The sequence below is a fragment of the Lacipirellula sp. genome, assembly GCF_965279485.1.
Taxonomy (GTDB): Bacteria; Planctomycetota; Planctomycetia; order Pirellulales; family Lacipirellulaceae; genus Lacipirellula.
The window spans coordinates 1,403,031-1,423,523 of record NZ_CBDIIC010000001.1 but is presented as its reverse complement, the minus strand read 5'-3'; the positions used below and the strand labels follow the sequence as shown (position 1 = coordinate 1,423,523).

Sequence of the window (20,493 nt, the reverse complement as noted above, 5' to 3'; positions counted from 1 at the left end):
TCCTCAAAGCTGCGCCGGGAGGGTGGTTAGGGGGACTAGGGACCAGGCGGCGTTGCGTCGTTTCTCGATCGCCCCCGTCGATTAAATCGACGCATTGCGGTCTCCCACGATCGGTTGCTGGCATTGCTGGCCGGAGCAATAACCTCATGCTATGATGGGAGTTGAGGCGACCACCCAGGCGGAGCCAGCTCCCGCGAACCGTTGCAAGTGAGGCGGCAACGACCGTGCGGACCCGTATCCAGGGAGTCCCTATGGACAGAGACAACTCATCTCGCTCGAGAGGCTCGACCAGCGGCTTGTTTCCGCAGGCGGCGGGCGTGCAGGCCTTCTGCTCACTCGCCGCGCTCCAAGCTGGCGGCGGCTTCTTGCGCACCCTTGGCTGTTCCAAGTCATGACGGCGAACGAATTTATCGATCTGGTGCGACGCAGCCAGTTGGTCGAGGAAGACCAGCTGGCGAAAGCGCTAGGCGCCGTCGCCGCCAAGAACGGCCACCGCCTGCCAGAAGACGCCGACCCGATTGCAGTCGCCATGGTCGAGGCTGGGGTGCTCACTGAATGGCAATCCGAAAAACTGCTCGCCGGGAAGCATAAAGGCTTCATGCTTGGCAAGTACAAGTTGCTGCGGCATCTCGGGAGAGTTCAGGAGTATTTAGCTGAGGATTTGGAGATCAAACGACAGGTGGCGATCAAGGTCGTCGCCGGTTATCCAAAGGCATGACGGCAAACGAATTCATCGATCTGGTGCGACGCAGCCAGTTGGTCGAAGAGGACCAACTGACGAAAGCGCTCGGCGTCGTCGCTGCCAAGAACGGCCATCGCCTGCCCGAGGAGGCTGAGCCGATCGCCGCGGCGATGGTCGAGTCGGGTGTCCTCACCGAATGGCAGTCGGAGAAGTTGCTCGCCGGGAAGCATAAAGGCTTCATGCTCGGCAAGTACAAGCTGCTGCGGCACCTTGGCAAAGGGGGCATGAGCCAGGTCTACCTCGCTGAGCATATGCTCATGAAGCGGAAGGTGGCCATCAAGGTGCTGCCGTCGAACCGCGTGGAGGATTCGACCTACCTCGAACGGTTCCGCACCGAAGCCCGCGCGGCGGCGAAGCTCGACGACCCGAACATTGTTCGAGTTTACGACATCGACAATGACGGCAAGACGCACTACATCGTCATGGAGTTCGTCGATGGCCGCGACCTGCATGTGCTGGTGAAAGAGGAGGGACCGCTCGGGTACGAACGGGCGGCCGACTACATCGCGCAGGTCGCGCGCGGCATTGCCCACGCCCATGAGATGGGGCTAGTGCATCGCGACATCAAGCCGGCCAATTGCATGGTCACCAAGCATGAGGTGGTGAAACTCCTCGACATGGGCTTGGCGCGGCTGATCGACGATGAAGCGTCGCTCACGCTCGAGAACAACGAGAACGTGCTCGGCACGGCCGACTATCTGGCGCCTGAGCAAGCGCTCAACAGCCACAAGGCCGACGCGCGGGCCGACATTTATAGTTTGGGCTGCACGCTCTACTTCTTGCTCACGGGGCATCCGCCGTTTCCGGAAGGAACGATTTCGGAGCGGTTGCTGAAGCATCAGGTCGAGCAGGCGCCGAGTATTCTGAAGGATCGCCCCGACGCGCCGTCGATCTTAGTGAGCATTTGCAATCGGATGATGGCCAAGCGGGCTGACGAACGCTATCAAACGGCCAACGAAGTCGTCGAGCAATTGACCGAATGGCTCGCGGACCGCGGGATTGCCGTAGGCGACAGCGGCAAGCGGAAAGACCCGAGCGGCTCGGGGGCTGGCGGCGGACTTGGCAGCGACGTCTTCCGCAGGTTCGCGGCGTCGATGAGCAAGGTGGGGAACGACTCGGGGAATCGCGCTCCGGCGCCTCCTCCGGGTAGCGGCGGACGAAAGCCGCCGGTCGTTGCCGTGCCGGTACGGGTCGAGCCAGAAGAAGAGATGGAGCTCGCGCTGCTGGAGGACGAACCGCCGCAGAAAGTGGTGATTCCACCGCCGCCGATAACAACCGCCCCGTCGCCATCGTCGACGGTAAACGGCTCCGCCCCGTCGGCGCCGAAGCCGCCGGAAAAGCCGAAAAAGGTGAAGTCGCTCTTCGAGGAAGAGTTCGACGCAGCTCGCGCCTCGCAACCGAAAGTTCGACCCCCGCGACGTGAAGGTGATTTTGACCCGTTGCGGCCGCCGGGATTCTCAGGTCCGAGTTATGGCCCGCCGGGGTGGGTGTTCCCCGTCATCGGCGTGGGCGTGCTCGTTGTCATCGGCGTCGTAGCGGCGGTGTTGCTCGGCGTGTTTTAGCCCCGGGCTTTGCCCAGGGGTCGGCGTGAAGTAGGGGCGACGTTCCACGGAGTGGTGCGCGACCCCCGGGCGGAGCCCGGGGCTAGGTAGGGCTCACTAGCCGCGGGCGAGGGCGTCGCTCTGCTTCACGAAGTCGTCGCCGCGCCATTGATCGTCGGCGCGAATCATCTTCTCCGCATCGTGCTTCGCCTTCGCGGCGGCACGGGCTTCGGCCTGACGCTTCACCAGATCGGCGTGCGTCGTGAAGTACGGCAGGCTGTGGCCGCGGAAGTCTTCGATCCGCTCGAACTTGTGCTTCTCCATGAACGCGAGGAGGCTTTCGCAGAGCGGCTTGATCATGCCGTAGCCATGCTTCATCACGCCGGTGCAAACCTGCACGGTATCAGCGCCGAGGAGAATGAACTGGGCCGCGTCTTCACCGGTCTCGACGCCGCCGATGCCGCTGATCGAGCGACCGGGGAATTCTTTGCGAATAACCTGTGAGATTTCCATCACCATGCGGAGCGCGATCGGCAGCACCGCGCGGCAGGAGTAACCGCCGGGGGTGGTGTAGCCTTCGACGCTCGGTTCAGGGCGGAGCGTGTCGAGGTTCACGCCCAGCACGCTGCGGATCGTGTTGATCGCACTCACCCCCTCGCACTCGGCGCGGAACGCGGCGCGGGCAGGGTCTTCGATGTGGGTGACGTTCGGCGTCATCTTCGCCCAGACGGGCTTCGTGGCGACGGCGTTCACCCAACGAGAAACCTCTTCGAGGATCTCGGGGTTCTCGCCCATCGCCGAGCCCATCTTGCGCTCCGGCAGGCCGTGCGGGCAGGAGAAGTTTAGTTCGAACGCATCGACGCCAACGGCTTCGCAGCGTTCGACGATCTCGACCCACGCGTCCTTACGGAACTCTTCCATGATCGATGCGATGAGGATCCGATCGGGATACTTGTCCTTCACCGCCTTAAGCTCATCCATCCACACGCTGAAGGGGCGATCGCTGATGAGCTCGATGTTCTCCCAGCCGATGATCTCGTCGGAGCCTTGCGCCCGCAGCCGCGCGTAGCGCGGCTGGACGTTGGTGACCTTGTCGGCGTCGAGACTGATCGTCTTGCAAATGACTGCGCCCCAGCCTTCTTCGAAGGCCTTGCCAATGACGTTGCCGTTGGTCCCTGGCGGGCCGGAGCCGATAACGAAGGGGTTGGGCAGCTTCAGGCCGTCGACGACTGTTTCGAGCGTGGGCATGTTTTTTGATCTGCTAAGAAAGGTCTCTCGCAAAGGCGCAGAGGCGCAAAGAACACGATGGGATGGCGGGATTGATTGGCACGGTCAACTGAGCAGATGAAATCACGTTCGGCGAGAAGTGTAGCCGTCTTCCTTTGCGCCTCTGCGCCTTTGCGTGAGATCTGCTTTCTAACGCTTCAATTCAAGTAATACCTCATCCAGCGTATCGACCAGAAAGTCCGCGTCGTCTTTGTTGAGGCACATCGGCGGTTTGATGCGGAGCGTGTTGCCGAAGAGGCCGCCTTTGCCGATGATCAGGCCGCGCTCTTTGGTTCGCTCCATGACGTCGGCCGCTTCGGTGTTGGCGGGCTCTTTTGTTTTGCGATCGCGGACGAGTTCGACGCCGAGCATCAGGCCTTTGCCACGGACGTCGCCAATGAGCGGGTGGCGTTCTTGCAGTTCCAGTAGGCGGTTCTTGAGGTGCTCGCCGATCGTTTTGGCGTTCTGCTGAATCTGATCGCGGTCGATCACTTCTAGCGTGGCGAGGCCCTGGGTCATCGAGATCGGGTTGCCGCCGTAGGTGTTGAAGTGGATGCGGTTCTTCATCATCGCGGCGATTTCGGGCCGCGTGGTGCACGCGCCGAGCGGGGCGCCGTTGCCGATGCCCTTGGCCATCGTCACCATGTCGGGCGTGACGCCGTAGTTTTCAAAGCCCCAGAAGTGGTCGCCCGTGCGGCCGAAGCCGCTTTGCACTTCGTCGGCAATGCACAGGCCGCCCGCTTTGCGGACGATGTCGTAGACGATCTCGAAGTAGCCGGGGGGCGGGGTGACGGCGCCGCCGACGCCTTGGATCGACTCGGCAATGAACGCCGCGACTTGGCCGCTGGTTTCGTACTTGATGACGTTCTCGACATCCTTGGCGCACTTTAGCCCACAACTCGGATATTCGAGTCCGTAGGGGCAGCGGTAGCAGTAGGGGGCGAGGGCATTCTTGACGTTGATCGTCGGGTTCTGCTTGAACTTCCAGGTGCTGTGGGCCGTGAGGGCCATCGTCGCCTGCGTACCGCCGTGGTAGCCGTTGCGAAGGCTAATCACCTCCTGGTTGCCGGTGAACTCGCGGGCCGAGAGGATGGCGATTTCGTTCGCTTCGCTGCCGGAGTTGGTGAAGTAGGTTTGCGTCAGGCCGCTGCCGTCGGGGAAATGCTCCGCCAACTTCTTGCCGAACTCGCCGATCGTCGGGTGGAGGTAGATCGTCGTGACATGCTGCAGCTTGCCGACTTGCTCCTGCACTTTCTTGACGATGTCGGGATGGCAGTGGCCAACCGAAACGGTGACGATGCCGGCGAAGGCGTCGAGGTAGCGCTTGCCCGTTTCGTCCCACAGGTACTGCATGTGGCCTTCGACCAACAGCAGCGGATCGCGGTAGTAGGTGATGAGCCCCGGCGTGAGATATTGCTGGCGGAGGGCGAGGACTTCGGACTTCGGCGGGCCGTCGTAGGGGGCGGGCGTGTGGTCGATGATCGGCAACGAAGCGCGAGATTCGGTGGGCACGGGGCGGCTCTCGATAGGCGTAGGCGGGGTTGCTGCGCTGATTCTAGCGGCTTAAACGGCTCGATACTACAGAATTTCGCTGGTCGAACCGTGTTGTTCGGCGTTGACCTGAAGAGGCTGCCGATATTTACTGAGAGCCGCAACAGCTGGCGGCAACGGCTTTTGGCATCAGACTTGGTTTCACTTCGTCCGCAAGGATTCTGTGCATGTCCGCCCCCGCGTCGCAGACGGTCGTCGATGGTTTGGTCGAGACGAGCGTCGACCTTTCACAGTCGCCCTACTACAGCCACGACATGGCGCCGACGACGCGGGCCGAGCGGCGATGGGGGATGCGCGACATCGCTGTGCTGTGGATCAGTATGTCGGCGTGCATTCCGACGTATATGCTGGCGTCGTCGCTGATCGACGGCGGTATGGATTGGCGGCAAGCGGTGCTGACGGTGTTTCTCGGCAACGTCGTCGTGCTGATTCCGATGGTGCTGAACGCTCATGCGGGGACGAAGTACGGCATTCCGTTTCCCGTGTACTGTCGCGCGAGCTTTGGGATCTTGGGCGCCAACGTGCCGGCGCTGTTGCGAGCATTGGTGGCGTGCGGGTGGTTCGGGATTCAAACGTGGATCGGCGGCGAAGCGATCTACACGCTGCTCAAAGAGTTCTTCCCAGCGTGGCGTGACTTGCCGCTACTGTTCGCAGATGCCAGCGATCCGCAGAGCACAGGGCTAGGAATCAACGGCGCCCAACTGACGTGCTTCCTGGCGTTTTGGCTGGTGAACATGTTCGTCATCTACAAGGGGATCGAATCGATTCGCTTGTTGCTGAACGTGAAGGCGCCGCTGCTGATCGTGCTGGGACTCGCATTGCTCGCATGGGCTTACGACGCGGCCGGCGGATTCGGCGAGATGTTAACGCGGCCTTCGCAGTTCGCCGAGGGGGGACCGAAGGCGGGTAAGTTTTGGGGCTTCTTCGTTTTGGCGCTGACGGGCAACGTCAGCTTCTGGGCGACGCTCGCGCTCAACATTCCCGACTTCAGCCGCTACGCCCGTTCGCAACGTGATCAAGTGCTGGGGCAGGCCATCGGGTTGCCGACGACGATGGGGCTCTATTCGTTCATTGGCGTGGCCGTCACGTCAGCGGCGACAGTGATCTACAAAAACCTGCCGGCGGACCAAGCGAAGAAACTGTGGGACCCGGTCTTCTTGTTGTCGTTGTTTGAAAACCGGGCGGTGCTGATCATCGCAATGATTTCGCTGGCGATCGCCACGCTGGCGACGAACATCGCGGCCAACGTGGTGAGCCCCGCGAACGACTTCGCCCACCTGTGGCCGCGGAGAATTTCGTTCCGCATCGGTGGATTCATCACGGGCTTGATTGGCATTCTGATTCAGCCCTGGCACTTGGTTGCTAACACGGAAGTGTACGTCGGCAAGTGGCTTGTCGGCTATTCGCTGCTGTTGGGCGCTGTGGGCGGGGTGCTGATTGCCGACTACGTGGCGCTGCGGCGGATGCAGCTCGACTTGGCGGGACTCTACCGCAAGAACGGGCCGTATTGGTACGTGAACGGCATCAACCCGCTGGCGCTTGCGTCGCTGCTGCTCGGGATGTCGCTGTGCGTGCCGGGGTTCATGGCGCAACTCGGCTACATTTGGCTCGCCGGCGACTTGAACGCTCCGCAAGGCGCCGAGACTTGGCCGTCGATCTGGGGCGATCTTTACAGCTATGCGTGGTTCACGAGCTTTGGGGCGGCGTTTGTCTCTTACTTAGCGCTGATGCTGACGTTTGGGCGGAAGTTTCGGCGCTAAGCGGCGAGTCGCTGGGGACGCTGTATGTCACGGGGTTGTAATGGCGCCATAAGTTTCCGGCCGGCGGTCGCGGTAGAACTGCCAGGTGTTGCGCACCTCGCGGATAAGGTCCATGTCGATGTCGGCGACGACGATGTCGTCTTTGTCGCGGCAGCCTTCGGCGATGATTTGTCCGCGTGGGTTGCAGAAGTAGCTTTGGCCGTAGAACTCGCCGATCCGCCACGGGTCTTCCCAACCGGGGCGGTTGATGGCTCCGACCCAGTAGCCGTTCGCGGCGGCGTGGGCTGGTTGCTCGAGCTTCCACAGGTACTCGCTCAGACCGGCGACGGTGGCTGAGGGATTGAAGACAATCTCGGCGCCATTGAGCCCCAGGCAGCGGGCGCCTTCGGGGAAGTGGCGGTCGTAGCAAATATAGACGCCGACCTTGCCGACGGCGGTGTCGAACACCGGGTACCCGAGGTTACCGGGGCGGAAGTAAAACTTCTCCCAAAAGCCGGGGTTCACCTGCGGGATGTGGATCTTGCGGAACTTGCCGAGATACGTGCCGTCGGCGTCGATGACGCTCGCCGTGTTGTAGTAGAGGCCGGAGATTTCCTCTTCGTAGATCGGCACGACGAGGACGATGCCATGCTTCTTGGCGACTTCGCACATCAGCTTTGTCGTCGGGCCGTCGGGGATGCGCTCAACGAGATCGTACCACTTTGTTTGCTGTTCGGCGCAGAAGTAGGGGCCGTAGAAGAGCTCTTGGAGGCAGACGACTTGTGCGCCTTTGTCGGCGGCTTGGGCGATGAGCGCGAGATGCTTGTCGATCATCGACTGCTTGATCTTGGCGACTGGCGCCGTGGCCGATTCACAGAGAGTGGCTTGGATCAAACCGCCGCGGACAGTGCGAGGCATCGCGTAGCTCCTACTGAATTCATGCAAGGGGAACGCCGGGGTCGTCCGCGCCGCGTCTGGGCAACCTTGGCTCGGGTGGTATCATATCGTGTTACCCACGAAACTCCTACCAGTTTTCGACGCTCGGCGGGGCGCTTGCGAGGATGTCTGATATGGCTGCTGCGACTACCGTTGACGTTGTTCCATCCTTCTCCGCCGGCCAGTGGCGCCGCGACGCCTCGGCTCGCAGCGGCGAGGTATTCAATCCTTCGACGGGCAAGCTGATCGCGCGGGTGCCGCTCGCGAGCGCGGCGGAGACTGATGCCGTGGTACGGGCCGCTAAAGCGGCTCTCGCCGATTGGGCGGAGACGCCGGCGGTGGAGCGGGCGCGGGTGATGTTTCAGTTTCGCCACTTGATGGCGGCGAAGTTTGAGGAGCTTGCGGCCCTCGTCACGCGCGAGCATGGCAAGACGCTCGCCGAGTCGCGGGCCGAGGCGCAGCGCGGGCTTGAGATGGTCGAGTTCGCTTGCTCCGTGCCGACGATGCTGATGGGCGACACGCTGCCGAACATCGCCGGCGGCGTCGACGCCGAGACGAACCGCCACCCGGTCGGCGTCTGCGTCGGCATCACGCCGTACAACTTTCCGTGCATGGTGCCGCTGTGGATGATTCCGGTGGCGATCGCCTGCGGCAACACATTCGTGCTGAAGCCGTCGGAAAAAGTGCCACTGTCGGCGGTGCGGATCGGGGAGCTATTGGAGGAAGCGGGCCTGCCGGCAGGCGTGTTCAACATCGTTCACGGCGATAAGGAATGCGTCGACACGCTGCTGACGCATCCCGACGTCGCGGCGATTTCGTTTGTCGGGTCGACGGCGATCGCGAAGTACATTTACGAAGTCGGCACGAAGCATGGTAAGCGGGTGCAGGCGGCCGGCGGCGCGAAGAACCATCTCATCATCATGCCTGACGCCGATCTCGATCAATCGGTGAAGGCGTTGGCGGCGAGTGCATACGGCTGTGCAGGACAACGTTGCATGGCGGGGAGCGTGGCGGTGGCGGTGGGCAAGATCGCCGATCCGCTGGTCGACGAGCTTTGCTCGTATGCCGGCAACTTCAAAGTGGGGCCGACTGACGGCTACGAAGCGGTCGACATGGGGCCTGTCATTCGCGCGGAGCATCGCGATCGCGTGGCGGGGTACCTCGATATCGCCAAGCAAGAAGGGGCGACCGTGCCGCTGGACGGGCGTCGCGACTTTGCTGGCGATGGGTTTCTGCTCGGCCCGAGCGTCGTCGATCGCGTTGAACCGCAGATGCGGCTGGCTCAAGAAGAAATCTTTGGCCCGGTGCTGTCGGTGGTGCGCGCCGACTCGCTCGATGCGGCGCTCGAAGTCGGCCGCAACTGCCCCTACGGCAACGGCGCCTCGATCTTCACCCGCGACGGCTACGCAGCAAGGGAGTTCAAGCACCGCTTCAACGCTGGCATGATCGGCATCAACGTCGGCGTCCCAGCGCCGATGGCGTGGTTCCCGTTCACTGGCTGGAACCAATCGTTCTTCGGCGACCTGCACATCCAGGGGACCGAGAGCGTTCACTTCTACACGCGGCAGAAGATGACGCTCACCCGCTGGTTCAAGAGCTCGGCGGATTCTTTCCAGGATCCGGTTTGGAAGACTGTTCGCAAGGGTTGAGTTGATTGAAGACTTAACTCCCGCGATACGTGCTGTAGCCGAACGGGCTCAACAGCAGCGGCACGTGGTAGTGCTCGTCGGCGCGGATGATTTCGAATTCGATCGTCACGCACGGGTAAAAATGCTCGACCTGCTGCTCTTCGAAATACCCGCCAGTGTCGAACGTCATGCGATGGCGGCCCGGGATGAGGCCGCCTTCGGAGAGGAGCGCCGGCACACGGCCGTCGTCGTTGGTGGCGCCGCGGCTGAGGAACTGCCACGAACCGTGAGCATCGCGGCGCTCGAGCGTGACGCAAACGCCGACGGCGGGTCGGCCGAGGCGGGTATCCAAAACGTGGGAAGTGATCGGCGACATCCTACCGTCGATCCTAGGACTGGTTTTATCCATTCGCAAGCTTTTCGATTCTGAGGCGGGTGATTTTGAGTTGTTCGGCGGCGGCGTTGGCTAGTTCTTGGTCGCGGCTGTTGTTGATCCGCGACTTGAGGATGGCGAGCATCTCGTCGGCCGTTTTGCCGGTGGCGAAGACGATGAAGATGAAACCGAACTTTTCAGCGTAGTCGCGGTTCAGTCCGGCTAGCTCGTGGAGCGTCGCCTCGCTCGCGGCGTCGACGCCCGATTGTTCGCCGGCGGCGAGTTGTTTGGTCGCGGCGTATTTTTTGCGGAGGCTGTCGACATCGCCGATGAGGGGGTGGGCGGCGAAGGCTTCGAGCCAGTCGGACTCAATGAGCGTGGCAGCGATCCCATCGCAGGCAGAGCACAGGGCGGCGTCGCTCGCGAACGGGCGGGCGGTGACCATGCCACTGACCCATTTCTCGGCGGCGCAGCAGTTGGTGAGCGCCACGCGGGCGTCGTCGTCGGTGAGGCCGTTGAGTTTCGCGGTGATCGACATTTAGTTTGCGGGCGGGCGGCGAAGGAGTTCGCCGATCGGGCCGGCGGGGAACTGGCCGTCGTCGTACGCTAGTTGGCCGCGGACGTAGGTGCGCTTCACGCGGCCGCGGAGGCGTTCGCCCTCGTACGGGGTGAGTTTGTGGCGGTGCTGCAACTGCTCGCCGACGACGGTCCATTCTTCCTCGTGGTTCCAGACGCAGAGGTCGGCGTCGCAGCCGACGGCGATGCGGCCTTTGCGATCGGCGAGGCCGACCAAGCGGGCCGGATTGGCGGAGAGCCACTGGGCGACGCGGGCGAAGGGAATAATCTGCGTGCGGAGGCCGCGCCACACGATCGGCAGCGTGAGCTCGACGGAGCTGATGCCGCCCCACGACGATTGCCAATCGCCGCTAGCGAGATGCTTCATGTCGGGAGGGCAGGGGGAGTGGTCGGAGCCGATCGTGTCGATCACGCCGGCGATTAGCGCTTCCCAGAGCCGTTGGCGATCTTCCTGACGACGAATCGGCGGGGCGCACTTGAACCGCGGATCGGCGTTCTCAAGTCGTTCGGCGTAGAAATGAAGATAGTGGGGGCATGTTTCAACAGTTAGCGGCAGGCCGTCTTGTTTGGCCCAGAAAAAGTGGCTGGTGAGCGGACCGCTGGCGAGGTGGACGACGTGGATTGGCGCCAAGTATTCAGCACAGAGAGCCCGTAGCAAGTTGATCGCGTTGCGTTCGAATGATTCGGGACGCGAGGCGAGCCAGTCGGCGTAGGAACGGATCTCTGTCTCTGCGGCGTGCTCGTCGGCGAGTTCGGCATGAACCAGTAGCGGAACGCGGCGTTTCGCTAGCAGCGGTAAGACTTGGCGGAACTCGCGCTCGCCCGTGGCAGGAAACTCGTCGAGCCCCGAGTCGCACATGAACGCTTTGACGCCGCAAACGCCGGCGTCGAGGAGCGATTCAACGTCCTCGATGTTGCCGGGCACTAAGCCGGCATGAAAGCCAACGTCGACCCAGCATTTGCCCGTAGCGGCGGCACGCTTCTCTTCGAGCGCCGCCACCGTCGTAGTGACCGGCGAACTGTTGAGCGGCATGTCGATGAGCGTCGTCACGCCGCCAGCGGCTGCGGCGCGGGTGGCCGTTTCAAAACCTTCCCAGTCAGTGCGGCCCGGTTCGTTGACGTGAACGTGGGCGTCGACGATGCCGGGGGAGATCACGAGGCCGTCGAAATCTTCCAGCGGAATGCCGGCGGGCGCCGACTCGCGGTCGACGATCACCTCAATCTTGCCGTTGCTGATCACGATCGCCGCGGCGCGAGTTCCCTCCGGCGTCACGACGCGGCGACTGGCGACGGCGAAGCGTTGGGGCGTGGTGCTCATGCGGTGTTCGTGCCCGAGTTCGTGTGGCTCCCTCCCCTTGGAGGGGAGGGCTGGGGAGGGGGGCCGGCGCCCGGTACCCGCTTCCGTCACCCCTCCCTAACCCTCCCCGTCGAGGAGAGGGGACCAGAGAAATCCATTTTCATGGCGGCTAACCGTGATCGTGGTCGTGAGCGTGCGCCTCCTCCGCCCGCTCGCGGCAGATGCTCGCGGTGATGTTGCCGTGCGGTTCGTCGGTCGGGAGGAACAAAATATTCGGATTGTCGAGATCGAAAGACGTCAGGTTGATTAAGTGGCGATGGAGGTTGGGCATCGTCAAGTTAATCTCTTCGACGGCTGGTTCGGCATCGAGCACAGCCGAGGCCATTTCGAACAGCGTCGCCTGCACCGAGGGGCTGAAGCGTGCCGAGAATTCGCGGATGAGGATCGTGCGGATCCGTTCGCGAATCGCCCGCCAGTTATCGGGCGTGTCGTTGTAGACCCACTTCGCCGAGAGCGTCGTCGCGAAGATGCGATCGTTCACTTCGGGCAGCGTCGTGTATTGGTCCTTCAAGAACTTCGAAAAGCCCGAGTCGGTGGTCTTCAGCAGCGTCAGGCCTTCAAGGCCGCATTCGATGGCGCCCTCCGGCTCTTCGCCTTCCTTCGGCGGCGCCGTGATGACGGCGTGGCAGGTGTTCCGCTCGGTGGAACTGCCGCTAAAGGCATGGGGGTGGGCTTCGCCGTCGATCACCAGCCGCTCCCACGGCGTTTCGGTGATCTTGATCGCCGCGTGCGAGATGTGATCGAAGTTTTCGACGAAGTGGCTGCCGAGCGTCCAAGCAAAGGTTTCGAGTTCGCATGGATCGAGCTCGCGGGCGAACGCGTAGACCGTGTTCTTCATCGTGTCGGTCGGCAGTGCGAGCGTGTTGTCGCCCTGCGTGTACACGGCGTCGAAATCGCCGTCGAGTTCAACGTCGACCGAGAGCTCGGTGTACTGGTGCACGTCGGTGTCGCGATCGACCTTGGCGAGACGGACGCGGGATTTGCCGTAGCTTTGGGTCCAGACTTGGTGTGGCATTTTCTTTATCGGGGTGGTTGCTTGCTAGGGTCACTCGCAGAGACGCAAAGGAATTACAAAGACGAGAAAGCAAGTCAGCGGTGCGGTGAATACACGTGCTTAACTGTGCGATCGAATTCGGGTTAAGGTCTTCTTTGCGTTTTCTCTGCGCCTCTGCGAGAGGCGTATTCTAATGAGCGAGTTGGTAAAGCGTCCGAGCCAGGACTTCGATGCCTGCGCGGATGGCTTCGGGGGACGAATATTCTTCTGGGCGGTGGCTCATCCCGTCTCGGCAGGGGATGAAGATCATCGCGATTGGGCAGACCAGCGACATGAACAGCGAGTCGTGGTAAGCGCGGCTGACCATCCGCTGGTGCGTGAGCTTGGCGTCGGCGCATGACTGCTCGATCGCGGCGACGATCGCCGGATCGCTCTTCGCTGGCGGGTCGGCGTTGATCATTTCGATCGTCGTCGGCACGCCGAGTTCGTCGCCGAACTGCTGGGCTTTTTGTTTGATCCGCTCAAGCACTCGATCACGGCGGGGGCCGTCGATGTCGCGGACGTCGATTTCGAGCAGCACGTCGCGGGGGATGCTGTTGACCGCGCGGGGGTGAACGTCGAGGACGCCGACGGTGCCGACCGTGTCGGGGCTGCCGGACTCGCGGGCGGCCGCGTCGACTTCGAGCGCGAGTCGCGATGCGGCGAGGAGCGGATCGCGGCGGTCGGCCATCATCACGCCGCCGGCATGGCCGCCGGGGCCGGTGTAGCGGACGCGGAGCGCGGCGGGTGCGGCGATCGCGGTGACGGCGCCAATGTCGAGATTCGCACGCTCAAGCAGCGGGCCTTGCTCGATGTGGAGCTCGGCGAAAGCGGCATAGTGGCCGGCTTCCAGTTGCACGTCGGCGAGCGGGCCGGTGAAGCCGGCGCGCTGGCGGACGTCGTCGAGGTTATGGCCGTCGGCGTCGGTGAGCTTGGCGGCGGCGTCGGGCGGGAGTTGGCCGCTGAGCAGGCGGCTGCCGAGGCAGCCGTAGGCGAAGCGGGTTGGTTCCTCGGAGGTGAACATCACGAGTTCGATGGATCGGCGGGGGGCCGGGGGCGAGGACGCCCCGGCTCGCGTGGCGCGTTGCAGCGTGCGGATGGCTTCTAGGCCGCCTAAGACGCCGACGGTGCCGTCGTACTTGCCGGAGTAGGGGATGGCGTCGGTGTGCGAGCCGGTAGCAACGAGCGGCAGCGTGGGGTCGGTTCCTTCCCAGCGGGCGAAGATGTTGCCGACGGCGTCGTGCCGCACTTTCAGACCGGCTTCTTCGAACAGGCCGACGAGATAGGCACGGGCCGCGAGGTCGGTCTCGGTGAAGACGACGCGCTGGACGGCGGGGGCGGGTACGTCGGAAAATTGGGCGAGGCGGTCGAGCTCCGCGGAGCAGCGTGCGATGTCAACTTTCAGGTCCACGTTCGGCTCGCCAATCGCTAAAATGCCAGATTCGCCGCGGCCGATTCTACTGCGGCGAGCGGCAAATTGCGAGCAGGCCCACGATTCTGGAGCGTCCGTCAATGAGCTTGGAAATTCGACCAGCACTGGTCGCCGACTTGCCGGCGATGATGGGGCTCGTCCGCGAACTCGCGGAGTACGAGCGGCTCGCCCACGCGATGGTGGCGACGGTGGAGAGTTTCCAGGCGGCGCTGTTCGGCGAACGGCCGACGGCGGAGGCGTTGGTCGCGCTCGTCGACGGCGAGCTGGTCGGTTACGCGATCTACTTCCAGAACTTTTCGACGTTCGTGGGCCGCGCGGGAATCTATCTGGAGGACCTCTATGTTCGACCCGAGCGGCGGGGCGGGGGCATTGGTAAGCAGCTGTTAGCGCGAGTCGCGCAGGTTGCTGCCGAGCGCCAGTGCCAACGGCTCGAGTGGGTCGTCCTCGACTGGAACCAGCCGTCGATCGAGTTCTACAAACGCCTCGGCGCCGAGCCGCTTGATGAGTGGACGATCTTCCGGATGACTCCGGAGGCGATCAAAAAATTAGCGGGCTCATCAACCGCTTGAGGCGATCAACGAGCCCGCTGTGATGCGAGTTGATTGGCGGACGCGTGGCTGCACTATCGCCGCTTGCGGCAAGCGATGGCGGCCAAGCCTGCGATGACAGCGAGCGCGGCCGTCGCAGGTTCTGGAACGGCGCTCACCGGCGGGGCGGGGATGCCGGCGCCGAAGTTGTCCTTCCAGGCGGTGAGGTCGAGATCGTTGACGGCCCCGTCGCCGTTGGCGTCGCCTTGGTTCTGCTGGGCGGCGCTGGCGAGGCCGAAATTCTGTTGCCAGATCAGGAAGTCGGCGCCATCGACGATGCCGTCGCCGCTGAAGTCAGCATTGATCGTCGGGGCGTTGGCGACGATGTCGTAGGAGACGGGAACGCTCAGCCGAAAGCCCTTCAGCCCAAAGCTGGTGGCGGCGCCCATCGTCATCGTCAGCGGCACGTCGCCGCCGGCTGGCGTGAACGTAGAGCTAAAATCATTCTCCATCTTGATGCCGCTCTGGACCGTGCCGATGGCGCCGCCGAATCCCCAGGTGTTCGTGCCGTCGGAGAGCGTGACGGCTTCGTTGATCGACTCGTCGAAGTTGAACGAGCGGAAGGAACTGAACTTGGTCGTCCCGTGCGAAATGGGCGTGAACGTAAAAGCTCCGCTAGGCGCCCCGCCCCACTGATAGTTGGAGGTGGTGATCGCGCTGAAGTTTAGAACTTCGCCCGTGTCGAGCGTGCCAGAATTGGCGCCGCCGTTTGCGATGCCGAGGCCGTTCGACGTATTGCCGGTGGTGCCGACGAGATTGCTTCCATTGCCGGACGAGATGGTGAAGGTCACGTCGTAGCTCAGGGTAACGCCGGTTGGAAGGTTGTTGCCGTCGAGCCAATCGTCGGCAGTCCCTGCTATCAAATCGACGCCCGCGGAAGTCGCATTCCCATTCACGGTGACGCGGCCGCTGACTGTTGTGCTCGATCCGGCTGAGAGCGTGGTACTCGGATGATTCGGGGTCTTGATGCTGCCGATCAAACCGCCGGCCGGAACAGTGAGGTAATCGATTCTCGGGCTGGCGTCGGTATCTCTTAGCGCGGCGAAGAACGGCGATTCGACGATCACGGGAGAGACGTTAAAACCGCTGTGCGTGTGATCGGTGAAGCCGAGGCCGTTGATTTGCACAGCTTGAGCCGGCGACGGCGCGAGCGAGGAAAACGCACAAGCGAACGATGCCGCGGCGAGCGGCCAAGCAAAAATGCGGCGCATGGAGAGCTACCTTCGATGCTGATCAATCGGGAGCAGAAGACCGAGCAGGCGAGGACAAGGTCACGGTGAAAAGACAGATTCCACACTAACATGCGCTTCCAGCGCCACATACAGATTAATGGCGTATGGCAAATGTAGCTGATGGGCGATCGCGGCACGGAGGCGAAATCGGAGCGGAGGATTTATAAATGGCGCCGGAGAGCCGGCATTTCGGCAATGCGAAGTTGCCCGTTCAGTTTCACGCGAATTCGGCAGGACGCCGATAACGTTCGCCACGCTGTGCGAACGGATCGTAAATCCGACACCGCAGCCGAGACGCCCGTACGCCAGCAGATCTCGCTCAGCGGCTTTCAGAAATTTAATTCAACGAGAGATGCGCCGCTGGCGGGCAAGTTCGCACTAGGTGCGATAGTCGGCGTTCAGGCGGACGTACTCGGCGGTGAGGTCCGAGGTCCAGAAGCGCGCCGAGGCTTCGCCTTCGTCGAACAGCAGCACGACGCCCGTGTTGCGGTCGGCTTCCATCTCGCGCGAGACGGCGTCGCCGTCGAAGGGAACCGGCTGGCCCCGCTCGTAAAGGAGCGAGCCGTTGAGGTGGAGGCAAACCTTCGAAGCGTCGAACTGCACGCCGGCGTAGCCCGCGGCCGAGACGATGCGGCCCCAGTTGGGATCGTTGCCGGCGATGGCCGTTTTCACCAGCGGGCTGTCGGCGACGGTCTTCGCGATTTGGATCGCTTCGTCGCGGGTGCGGCAACCGTGGACTTCGACGGTGATGAGGTGCGAAGCGCCCTCGCCGTCGGCGGGGATCGATTGGGCGAGGTCTTCGCAGACCTCGACGAGCGTCGCCTGGAACTTCGCGAGCGCGTCGCCCTTCAACTCCGGACCACCGGCGGCGCCGTTGGCGAGGAAGAGGACGCTGTCGTTGGTGCTGGTGTGGCCTTCGACGCTGATGCAGTTGAACGATTCGTCGGCGGCGTCCTTCAGTCCCTCTTGCGCGTCTGGCAAGCCGATCCGCGCGTCGGTCATCACTACCGCGAGCATCGTCGCCAGATTCGGGCCGATCATCGCGGCGCCCTTAGCGACGCCGCAGATCGAGATCGTGTGGCCGTCGATGGTGACGATGCGGCTTGAAATCTTTGGCCGCGTGTCGGTCGTCATCATCCCGCGGGCGGCGTTGACAAGCGAATCTTCGTCCGTGCCGAGGAAGGTAGCGACCTTCTCGATGCCCGGAACAATCTTCTCCATCGGCATCAGTTCGCCGATGACGCCGGTGGAAAGGACCAGCACGTCGGTATCGGTGAGGCCGCAGACTTCGGCGACGCGGGCGGCCATCGCCTTCGCGTCGCGATCGCCAAGATCGCCCGTGCAGGCGTTGGCGTTGCCCGAGTTGATGACGACGGCCCGCACCGTTTCGCTCGGCGTCCGTTCACGGCAGAGCTTTACCGGCGCGGCGAACACGAGGTTCTGCGTGTAGACGCCGGCGGCGACGCAGGGAGCGTCGGAGACGAGTAGCGACAGGTCGAGTCGCGACGTATTCTCCTTCACGCCGCTGTAGATGCCGGCGGCGCGAAAGCCTTTGGGAAGTTGCTCGGGCATAGGGGGGACCTGTTTGCCAGCGGCTATCGTTCACTCGGCGTTAGAGCGCCGTCGTTTCCTCGAAGCCGTACATCAAATTGAAGTTTTGCACCGCTGCCCCGGCGGCGCCCTTGATTAAATTGTCGATCACGCTGATCGTCACCACGCGGCCGCGAACGACGCGAGCGGTGAGGTCGCAGTAGTTCGTATTGGTCACGTCCTTGGTCGTCGGCAAGCCGTCGACGACGCGGACGAACGGCTCGTTCGCGTAGAACTTGCGGAGCTCGGCAAGGATCGTGGCGGCGTCGACCGGTTTGGTTGGCGTCGAGTACGTCGTCGTCAGGATGCCGCGATCCATCGGCACGAGGTGCGGCGTGAAGATTACCTCGGTCGCCTTGCCGCCGAAGTCGGTGAGGACTTGGTCGATCTCCGGCATGTGGCGGTGGGTGCCGACGCCGTAGGCCGAGAAGCTTTCGTTGGCTTCCGGGTAATGGAAGTTCAACTTCGGCGTGCGACCGGCGCCGCTGACGCCGCTCTTGCTGTCGACGATAATTCCGTCGGGCGAGATGAGTCCGGCCTTCAGCAGCGGTGCGAGCGGTAGGATCGTCGACGTCGGGTAGCAGCCGGGATTGGCCACCAATTGCGACCGCGGAATTCGAGCGCGGTAAAGTTCCGGCAGCCCGTAGACCGTCTCGGCCATCCGCGCTGCGTCGGGGTGATCGTGGTCGTACCACTTTTTATAGACGGCCGGATCGTTGAGGCGGTAGTCGGCGCTGAGGTCGACCGCACGCATCCCGAGCGGGAGGATCTCTTTGATCACTTCGGCGCTGGCAGCGTGCGGCAGGCAGCAGAATGCACAGTCGGCCCGTTCGGCGAGTTGAGCGGTGCTGAGGTTCTCGAGCCGCAGGTCGAGCCGACCGCGCAGCGACGGGTGGATGTCGCCGAGATGGGGCAGGTCGTCCTGGCGAGTAGTGAGCGCCGTGATCTGGGCGTGGGGATGCGCCAGCAGTAGCCGGATCGCTTCTTTGGCGGAATATCCGGTAGCGCCGAGGATGGCAACTCGAACCATAACGATGCCGCAGGCGGTTGGGGGGCAACCTGACGAACCGCCGACGAGGGACCATGCCTGGTGGCGGCCGCTCGCCAGTCGGGAACTCCCAAATATACTTTGCCGCCCGGCAGGTCGCTACGGGCGCGGGTGCCTAAACGACACGGAGCGGGGGAGTTCGGTTCAAAGATAACTTCCGGTTCCCTCCCCTTGGAGGGGAGGGTTAGAGAGGGGGAAAGAAGTGTGTACCAGCGTTCCACCCCCTCCCCAGCCCTCCCCTCAAGGGGGAGGGAGCCACAACATTTCATGTTAGTGATTGGGCGCTAGCGACTTGCGATGAGGCGTGCTTGGATGACTGCCAGGATCTCCCGGGCGACGGATTCCTTTGAGCCGGCGGCTGCGCGGAGGACTGTTCCTTGCGGGTCGAGGATCTCGACTTCGTTCTCCAGGGAGTTCATCGCCGCGACGCCGTTGGAAACCATCAGGTCGCAGCGTTTGCGTTCGAGCTTCGCCAGGGCCCGCAGGCGATGGTCGTCGGTTTCGAGCGCGAAGCCAACGACCCAGCGGGCGCCTTTTTCGGCGGCGAGAGTGGCGACGACGTCGTCGGTTTCGAGCAAGTGGAGCAGCAGCGGGGCGCCGGTCTTGGCGATCTTTTGATCTTCGACCCGCTCGGGGCGGTAGTCGCAAGGAGCGGCGGCGCCGATCAAGCCGTCGCAGCGGGCGAACGCGGTGCGGGCGGCGGCGAGCATCTCCTCGGTGGAGACGACCGGAATGACCTCCGCGGCCGCGGGGTAGGGGACTTCGACGGGGCCGGAGACGATCGTCACCTCATGGCCAAGCTCAATCGCCGCGGCGGCGAGAGCGCTGCCCATGCGGCCGCTGGAGGCGTTCGTGAGGTAGCGGACCGGGTCGAGGTACTGCCGCGTCGGTCCGGAGGTGATGAGGATGCGGGCCATGCGGGGCGACGAGTTGGGAATCAAAGCCACCGGCTATGCCGGTGGACGAAGTGGACGCGACGTTTGCCGGTTGTTTGTCCACCGGCGGAGCCGGTGGCTTCTATTAAACGGGCTTCGATTGTTCGAGCAAACGGCGGACTTCGGCGGCGATTTCCGCCGGCTCGGCCATGCGGCCGACGCCGCGTTCGCGGCAGCTTTGCCAACCTTCCGATGGGCCGACGAAGTGGTAGCCGTCTTCGCGAAGCTGGGCGACGTTTCGCTGCACCGCGGGCTTGGTCCACATTTCCTTGTTCATCGCGGGGGCCAGAATGACCGGACCGATGAACGAGAGCAGCAGCGTACTGAGCAGGTCGTCGGCCATGCCGTGGGCCGCCTTCGCGAGGAAGTTGGCCGTGGTTGGCGCGATGCAAAGGAGCTCGGCCTGGCGGGCAAGCTGAATGTGCGGCCCGAGCGGATGATCGCCACGCGGAAACGAGCGCGTGGCGACAGGGCGACCGGTGAGCGCGCGAAAGGTCGCTTCGCCGATGAACTTCCGGGCACCGCCGGTCATCACGACGGTGACGCCTACGCCCGATTGTACGAGATCACTGACGAGCGCCGCCGTTTTGAACGCGGCAATGCCGCCGGTGACGCCGACCAGAATTTCACGTGGCGCAGACATGCGGACAAACGTCCCAGACTACAGCGACGACAGATCGAATTCCGGCGGACCGCCCAGCGGGCGATGATCGGCGGCGGTGACGACACGGTTCGTCGCGTCGAGGAAGATCTTGTCCTGCAGGATTTCCTGGACGACGATCTCCATTTTGTCGTCGCTGCGGAAATCGACGAGCGGGCGAGCGCCGGAGTTGATGGCGGCCAATCGCTTTTGAATCAACGTCGACAGCTTGAAACGGCCGCCGACCTTGTTGACGATCTCTTCTTCCTTCAGTGCGTCAATCATCT

At 63.2% G+C, this 20,493-nt stretch carries 19 protein-coding genes; 5 read left to right on the top strand and 14 right to left on the bottom strand.

Annotated elements, in window-relative coordinates; translation table 11 throughout:
* The first annotated feature begins 391 nt into the window (after positions 1 to 391).
* Positions 392 to 718, top strand: coding sequence for a hypothetical protein (locus ACQY7R_RS06050; protein ID WP_428304689.1), 327 nt, complete (start codon positions 392 to 394; stop codon positions 716 to 718).
* Entirely contained in the window at positions 715 to 2,304 is a 1,590-nt protein-coding gene (locus tag ACQY7R_RS06045; RefSeq protein WP_428304688.1) for a serine/threonine-protein kinase, read from the top strand. Before ACQY7R_RS06050 ends, ACQY7R_RS06045 begins: the two co-directional genes overlap by 4 nt.
* Positions 2,305 to 2,400: 96 nt before the next feature.
* Here ACQY7R_RS06045 and preA read toward each other — a convergent pair whose 3' ends face one another.
* On the bottom strand, positions 2,401 to 3,531 hold the full coding sequence (gene preA, locus ACQY7R_RS06040; protein WP_428304687.1) for an NAD-dependent dihydropyrimidine dehydrogenase subunit PreA: 1,131 nt from the start codon (positions 3,529 to 3,531) through the stop codon (positions 2,401 to 2,403).
* 168 nt (positions 3,532 to 3,699) lie between these two features.
* Positions 3,700 to 5,061: an aspartate aminotransferase family protein gene (locus tag ACQY7R_RS06035; protein ID WP_428304686.1), complete on the bottom strand. Its 1,362-nt coding sequence runs from the start codon at positions 5,059 to 5,061 to the stop codon at positions 3,700 to 3,702.
* A 206-nt stretch (positions 5,062 to 5,267) separates the two neighbouring features.
* Here ACQY7R_RS06035 and ACQY7R_RS06030 point away from each other — a divergent pair, with 206 nt between their 5' ends.
* Positions 5,268 to 6,860 carry an NCS1 family nucleobase:cation symporter-1 gene (locus ACQY7R_RS06030; protein WP_428304685.1) on the top strand — a complete coding sequence of 531 codons (1,593 nt, stop codon included), beginning with the start codon at positions 5,268 to 5,270 and terminating at the stop codon, positions 6,858 to 6,860.
* A gap of 27 nt (positions 6,861 to 6,887) precedes the next feature.
* On the opposite strand, the gene ACQY7R_RS06025 is transcribed toward ACQY7R_RS06030, so the two are convergent.
* Positions 6,888 to 7,757 (bottom strand): nitrilase-related carbon-nitrogen hydrolase, encoded by an 870-nt coding sequence (locus tag ACQY7R_RS06025; protein ID WP_428304684.1) that lies wholly within the window; start codon positions 7,755 to 7,757, stop codon positions 6,888 to 6,890.
* Positions 7,758 to 7,909: 152 nt separating this feature from the next.
* Here ACQY7R_RS06025 and ACQY7R_RS06020 point away from each other — a divergent pair, with 152 nt between their 5' ends.
* Positions 7,910 to 9,424, top strand: coding sequence for a CoA-acylating methylmalonate-semialdehyde dehydrogenase (locus ACQY7R_RS06020; RefSeq protein WP_428304683.1), 1,515 nt, complete (start codon positions 7,910 to 7,912; stop codon positions 9,422 to 9,424).
* Positions 9,425 to 9,437: 13 nt separating this feature from the next.
* Here the strand turns inward: ACQY7R_RS06020 and uraH are convergent, their stop codons facing one another.
* From uraH to ACQY7R_RS05995, 5 genes are all read right to left on the bottom strand, one after another.
* Complete coding sequence (uraH, locus tag ACQY7R_RS06015) at positions 9,438 to 9,779, bottom strand: hydroxyisourate hydrolase (protein ID WP_428304682.1); 342 nt, start codon at positions 9,777 to 9,779, stop codon at positions 9,438 to 9,440.
* A 25-nt stretch (positions 9,780 to 9,804) separates the two neighbouring features.
* Entirely contained in the window at positions 9,805 to 10,314 is a 510-nt protein-coding gene (uraD, locus tag ACQY7R_RS06010; protein ID WP_428304681.1) for a 2-oxo-4-hydroxy-4-carboxy-5-ureidoimidazoline decarboxylase, read from the bottom strand.
* Entirely contained in the window at positions 10,315 to 11,670 is a 1,356-nt protein-coding gene (gene allB / locus ACQY7R_RS06005; protein WP_428304680.1) for an allantoinase AllB, read from the bottom strand. It lies immediately after the preceding gene.
* Positions 11,671 to 11,818: 148 nt separating this feature from the next.
* Positions 11,819 to 12,724 (bottom strand): factor-independent urate hydroxylase, encoded by a 906-nt coding sequence (gene pucL, locus ACQY7R_RS06000; RefSeq protein WP_428304679.1) that lies wholly within the window; start codon positions 12,722 to 12,724, stop codon positions 11,819 to 11,821.
* A gap of 169 nt (positions 12,725 to 12,893) precedes the next feature.
* Positions 12,894 to 14,153, bottom strand: coding sequence for a M20 family metallo-hydrolase (locus ACQY7R_RS05995; protein ID WP_428304678.1), 1,260 nt, complete (start codon positions 14,151 to 14,153; stop codon positions 12,894 to 12,896).
* Between the two features lie 101 nt (positions 14,154 to 14,254).
* Here ACQY7R_RS05995 and ACQY7R_RS05990 point away from each other — a divergent pair, with 101 nt between their 5' ends.
* Positions 14,255 to 14,743: an N-acetyltransferase family protein gene (locus tag ACQY7R_RS05990; RefSeq protein ID WP_428304677.1), complete on the top strand. Its 489-nt coding sequence runs from the start codon at positions 14,255 to 14,257 to the stop codon at positions 14,741 to 14,743.
* A 53-nt stretch (positions 14,744 to 14,796) separates the two neighbouring features.
* Here ACQY7R_RS05990 and ACQY7R_RS05985 read toward each other — a convergent pair whose 3' ends face one another.
* The 6 genes from ACQY7R_RS05985 to ACQY7R_RS05960 form a co-directional block, all read right to left on the bottom strand.
* Complete coding sequence (locus ACQY7R_RS05985) at positions 14,797 to 15,972, bottom strand: dockerin type I domain-containing protein (protein WP_428304676.1); 1,176 nt, start codon at positions 15,970 to 15,972, stop codon at positions 14,797 to 14,799.
* A gap of 399 nt (positions 15,973 to 16,371) precedes the next feature.
* Entirely contained in the window at positions 16,372 to 17,565 is a 1,194-nt protein-coding gene (argJ, locus tag ACQY7R_RS05980) for a bifunctional glutamate N-acetyltransferase/amino-acid acetyltransferase ArgJ (protein ID WP_428304675.1), read from the bottom strand.
* A 40-nt stretch (positions 17,566 to 17,605) separates the two neighbouring features.
* Complete coding sequence (argC, locus tag ACQY7R_RS05975) at positions 17,606 to 18,613, bottom strand: N-acetyl-gamma-glutamyl-phosphate reductase (protein ID WP_428304674.1); 1,008 nt, start codon at positions 18,611 to 18,613, stop codon at positions 17,606 to 17,608.
* A 302-nt stretch (positions 18,614 to 18,915) separates the two neighbouring features.
* On the bottom strand, positions 18,916 to 19,548 hold the full coding sequence (locus tag ACQY7R_RS05970) for a phosphopantothenoylcysteine decarboxylase (RefSeq protein ID WP_428304985.1): 633 nt from the start codon (positions 19,546 to 19,548) through the stop codon (positions 18,916 to 18,918).
* Between the two features lie 103 nt (positions 19,549 to 19,651).
* Positions 19,652 to 20,209, bottom strand: coding sequence for a flavoprotein (locus ACQY7R_RS05965; protein WP_428304673.1), 558 nt, complete (start codon positions 20,207 to 20,209; stop codon positions 19,652 to 19,654).
* A gap of 18 nt (positions 20,210 to 20,227) precedes the next feature.
* Positions 20,228 to 20,491 (bottom strand): DNA-directed RNA polymerase subunit omega, encoded by a 264-nt coding sequence (locus ACQY7R_RS05960; protein WP_152098431.1) that lies wholly within the window; start codon positions 20,489 to 20,491, stop codon positions 20,228 to 20,230.
* Positions 20,492 to 20,493: the final 2 nt, after the last annotated feature.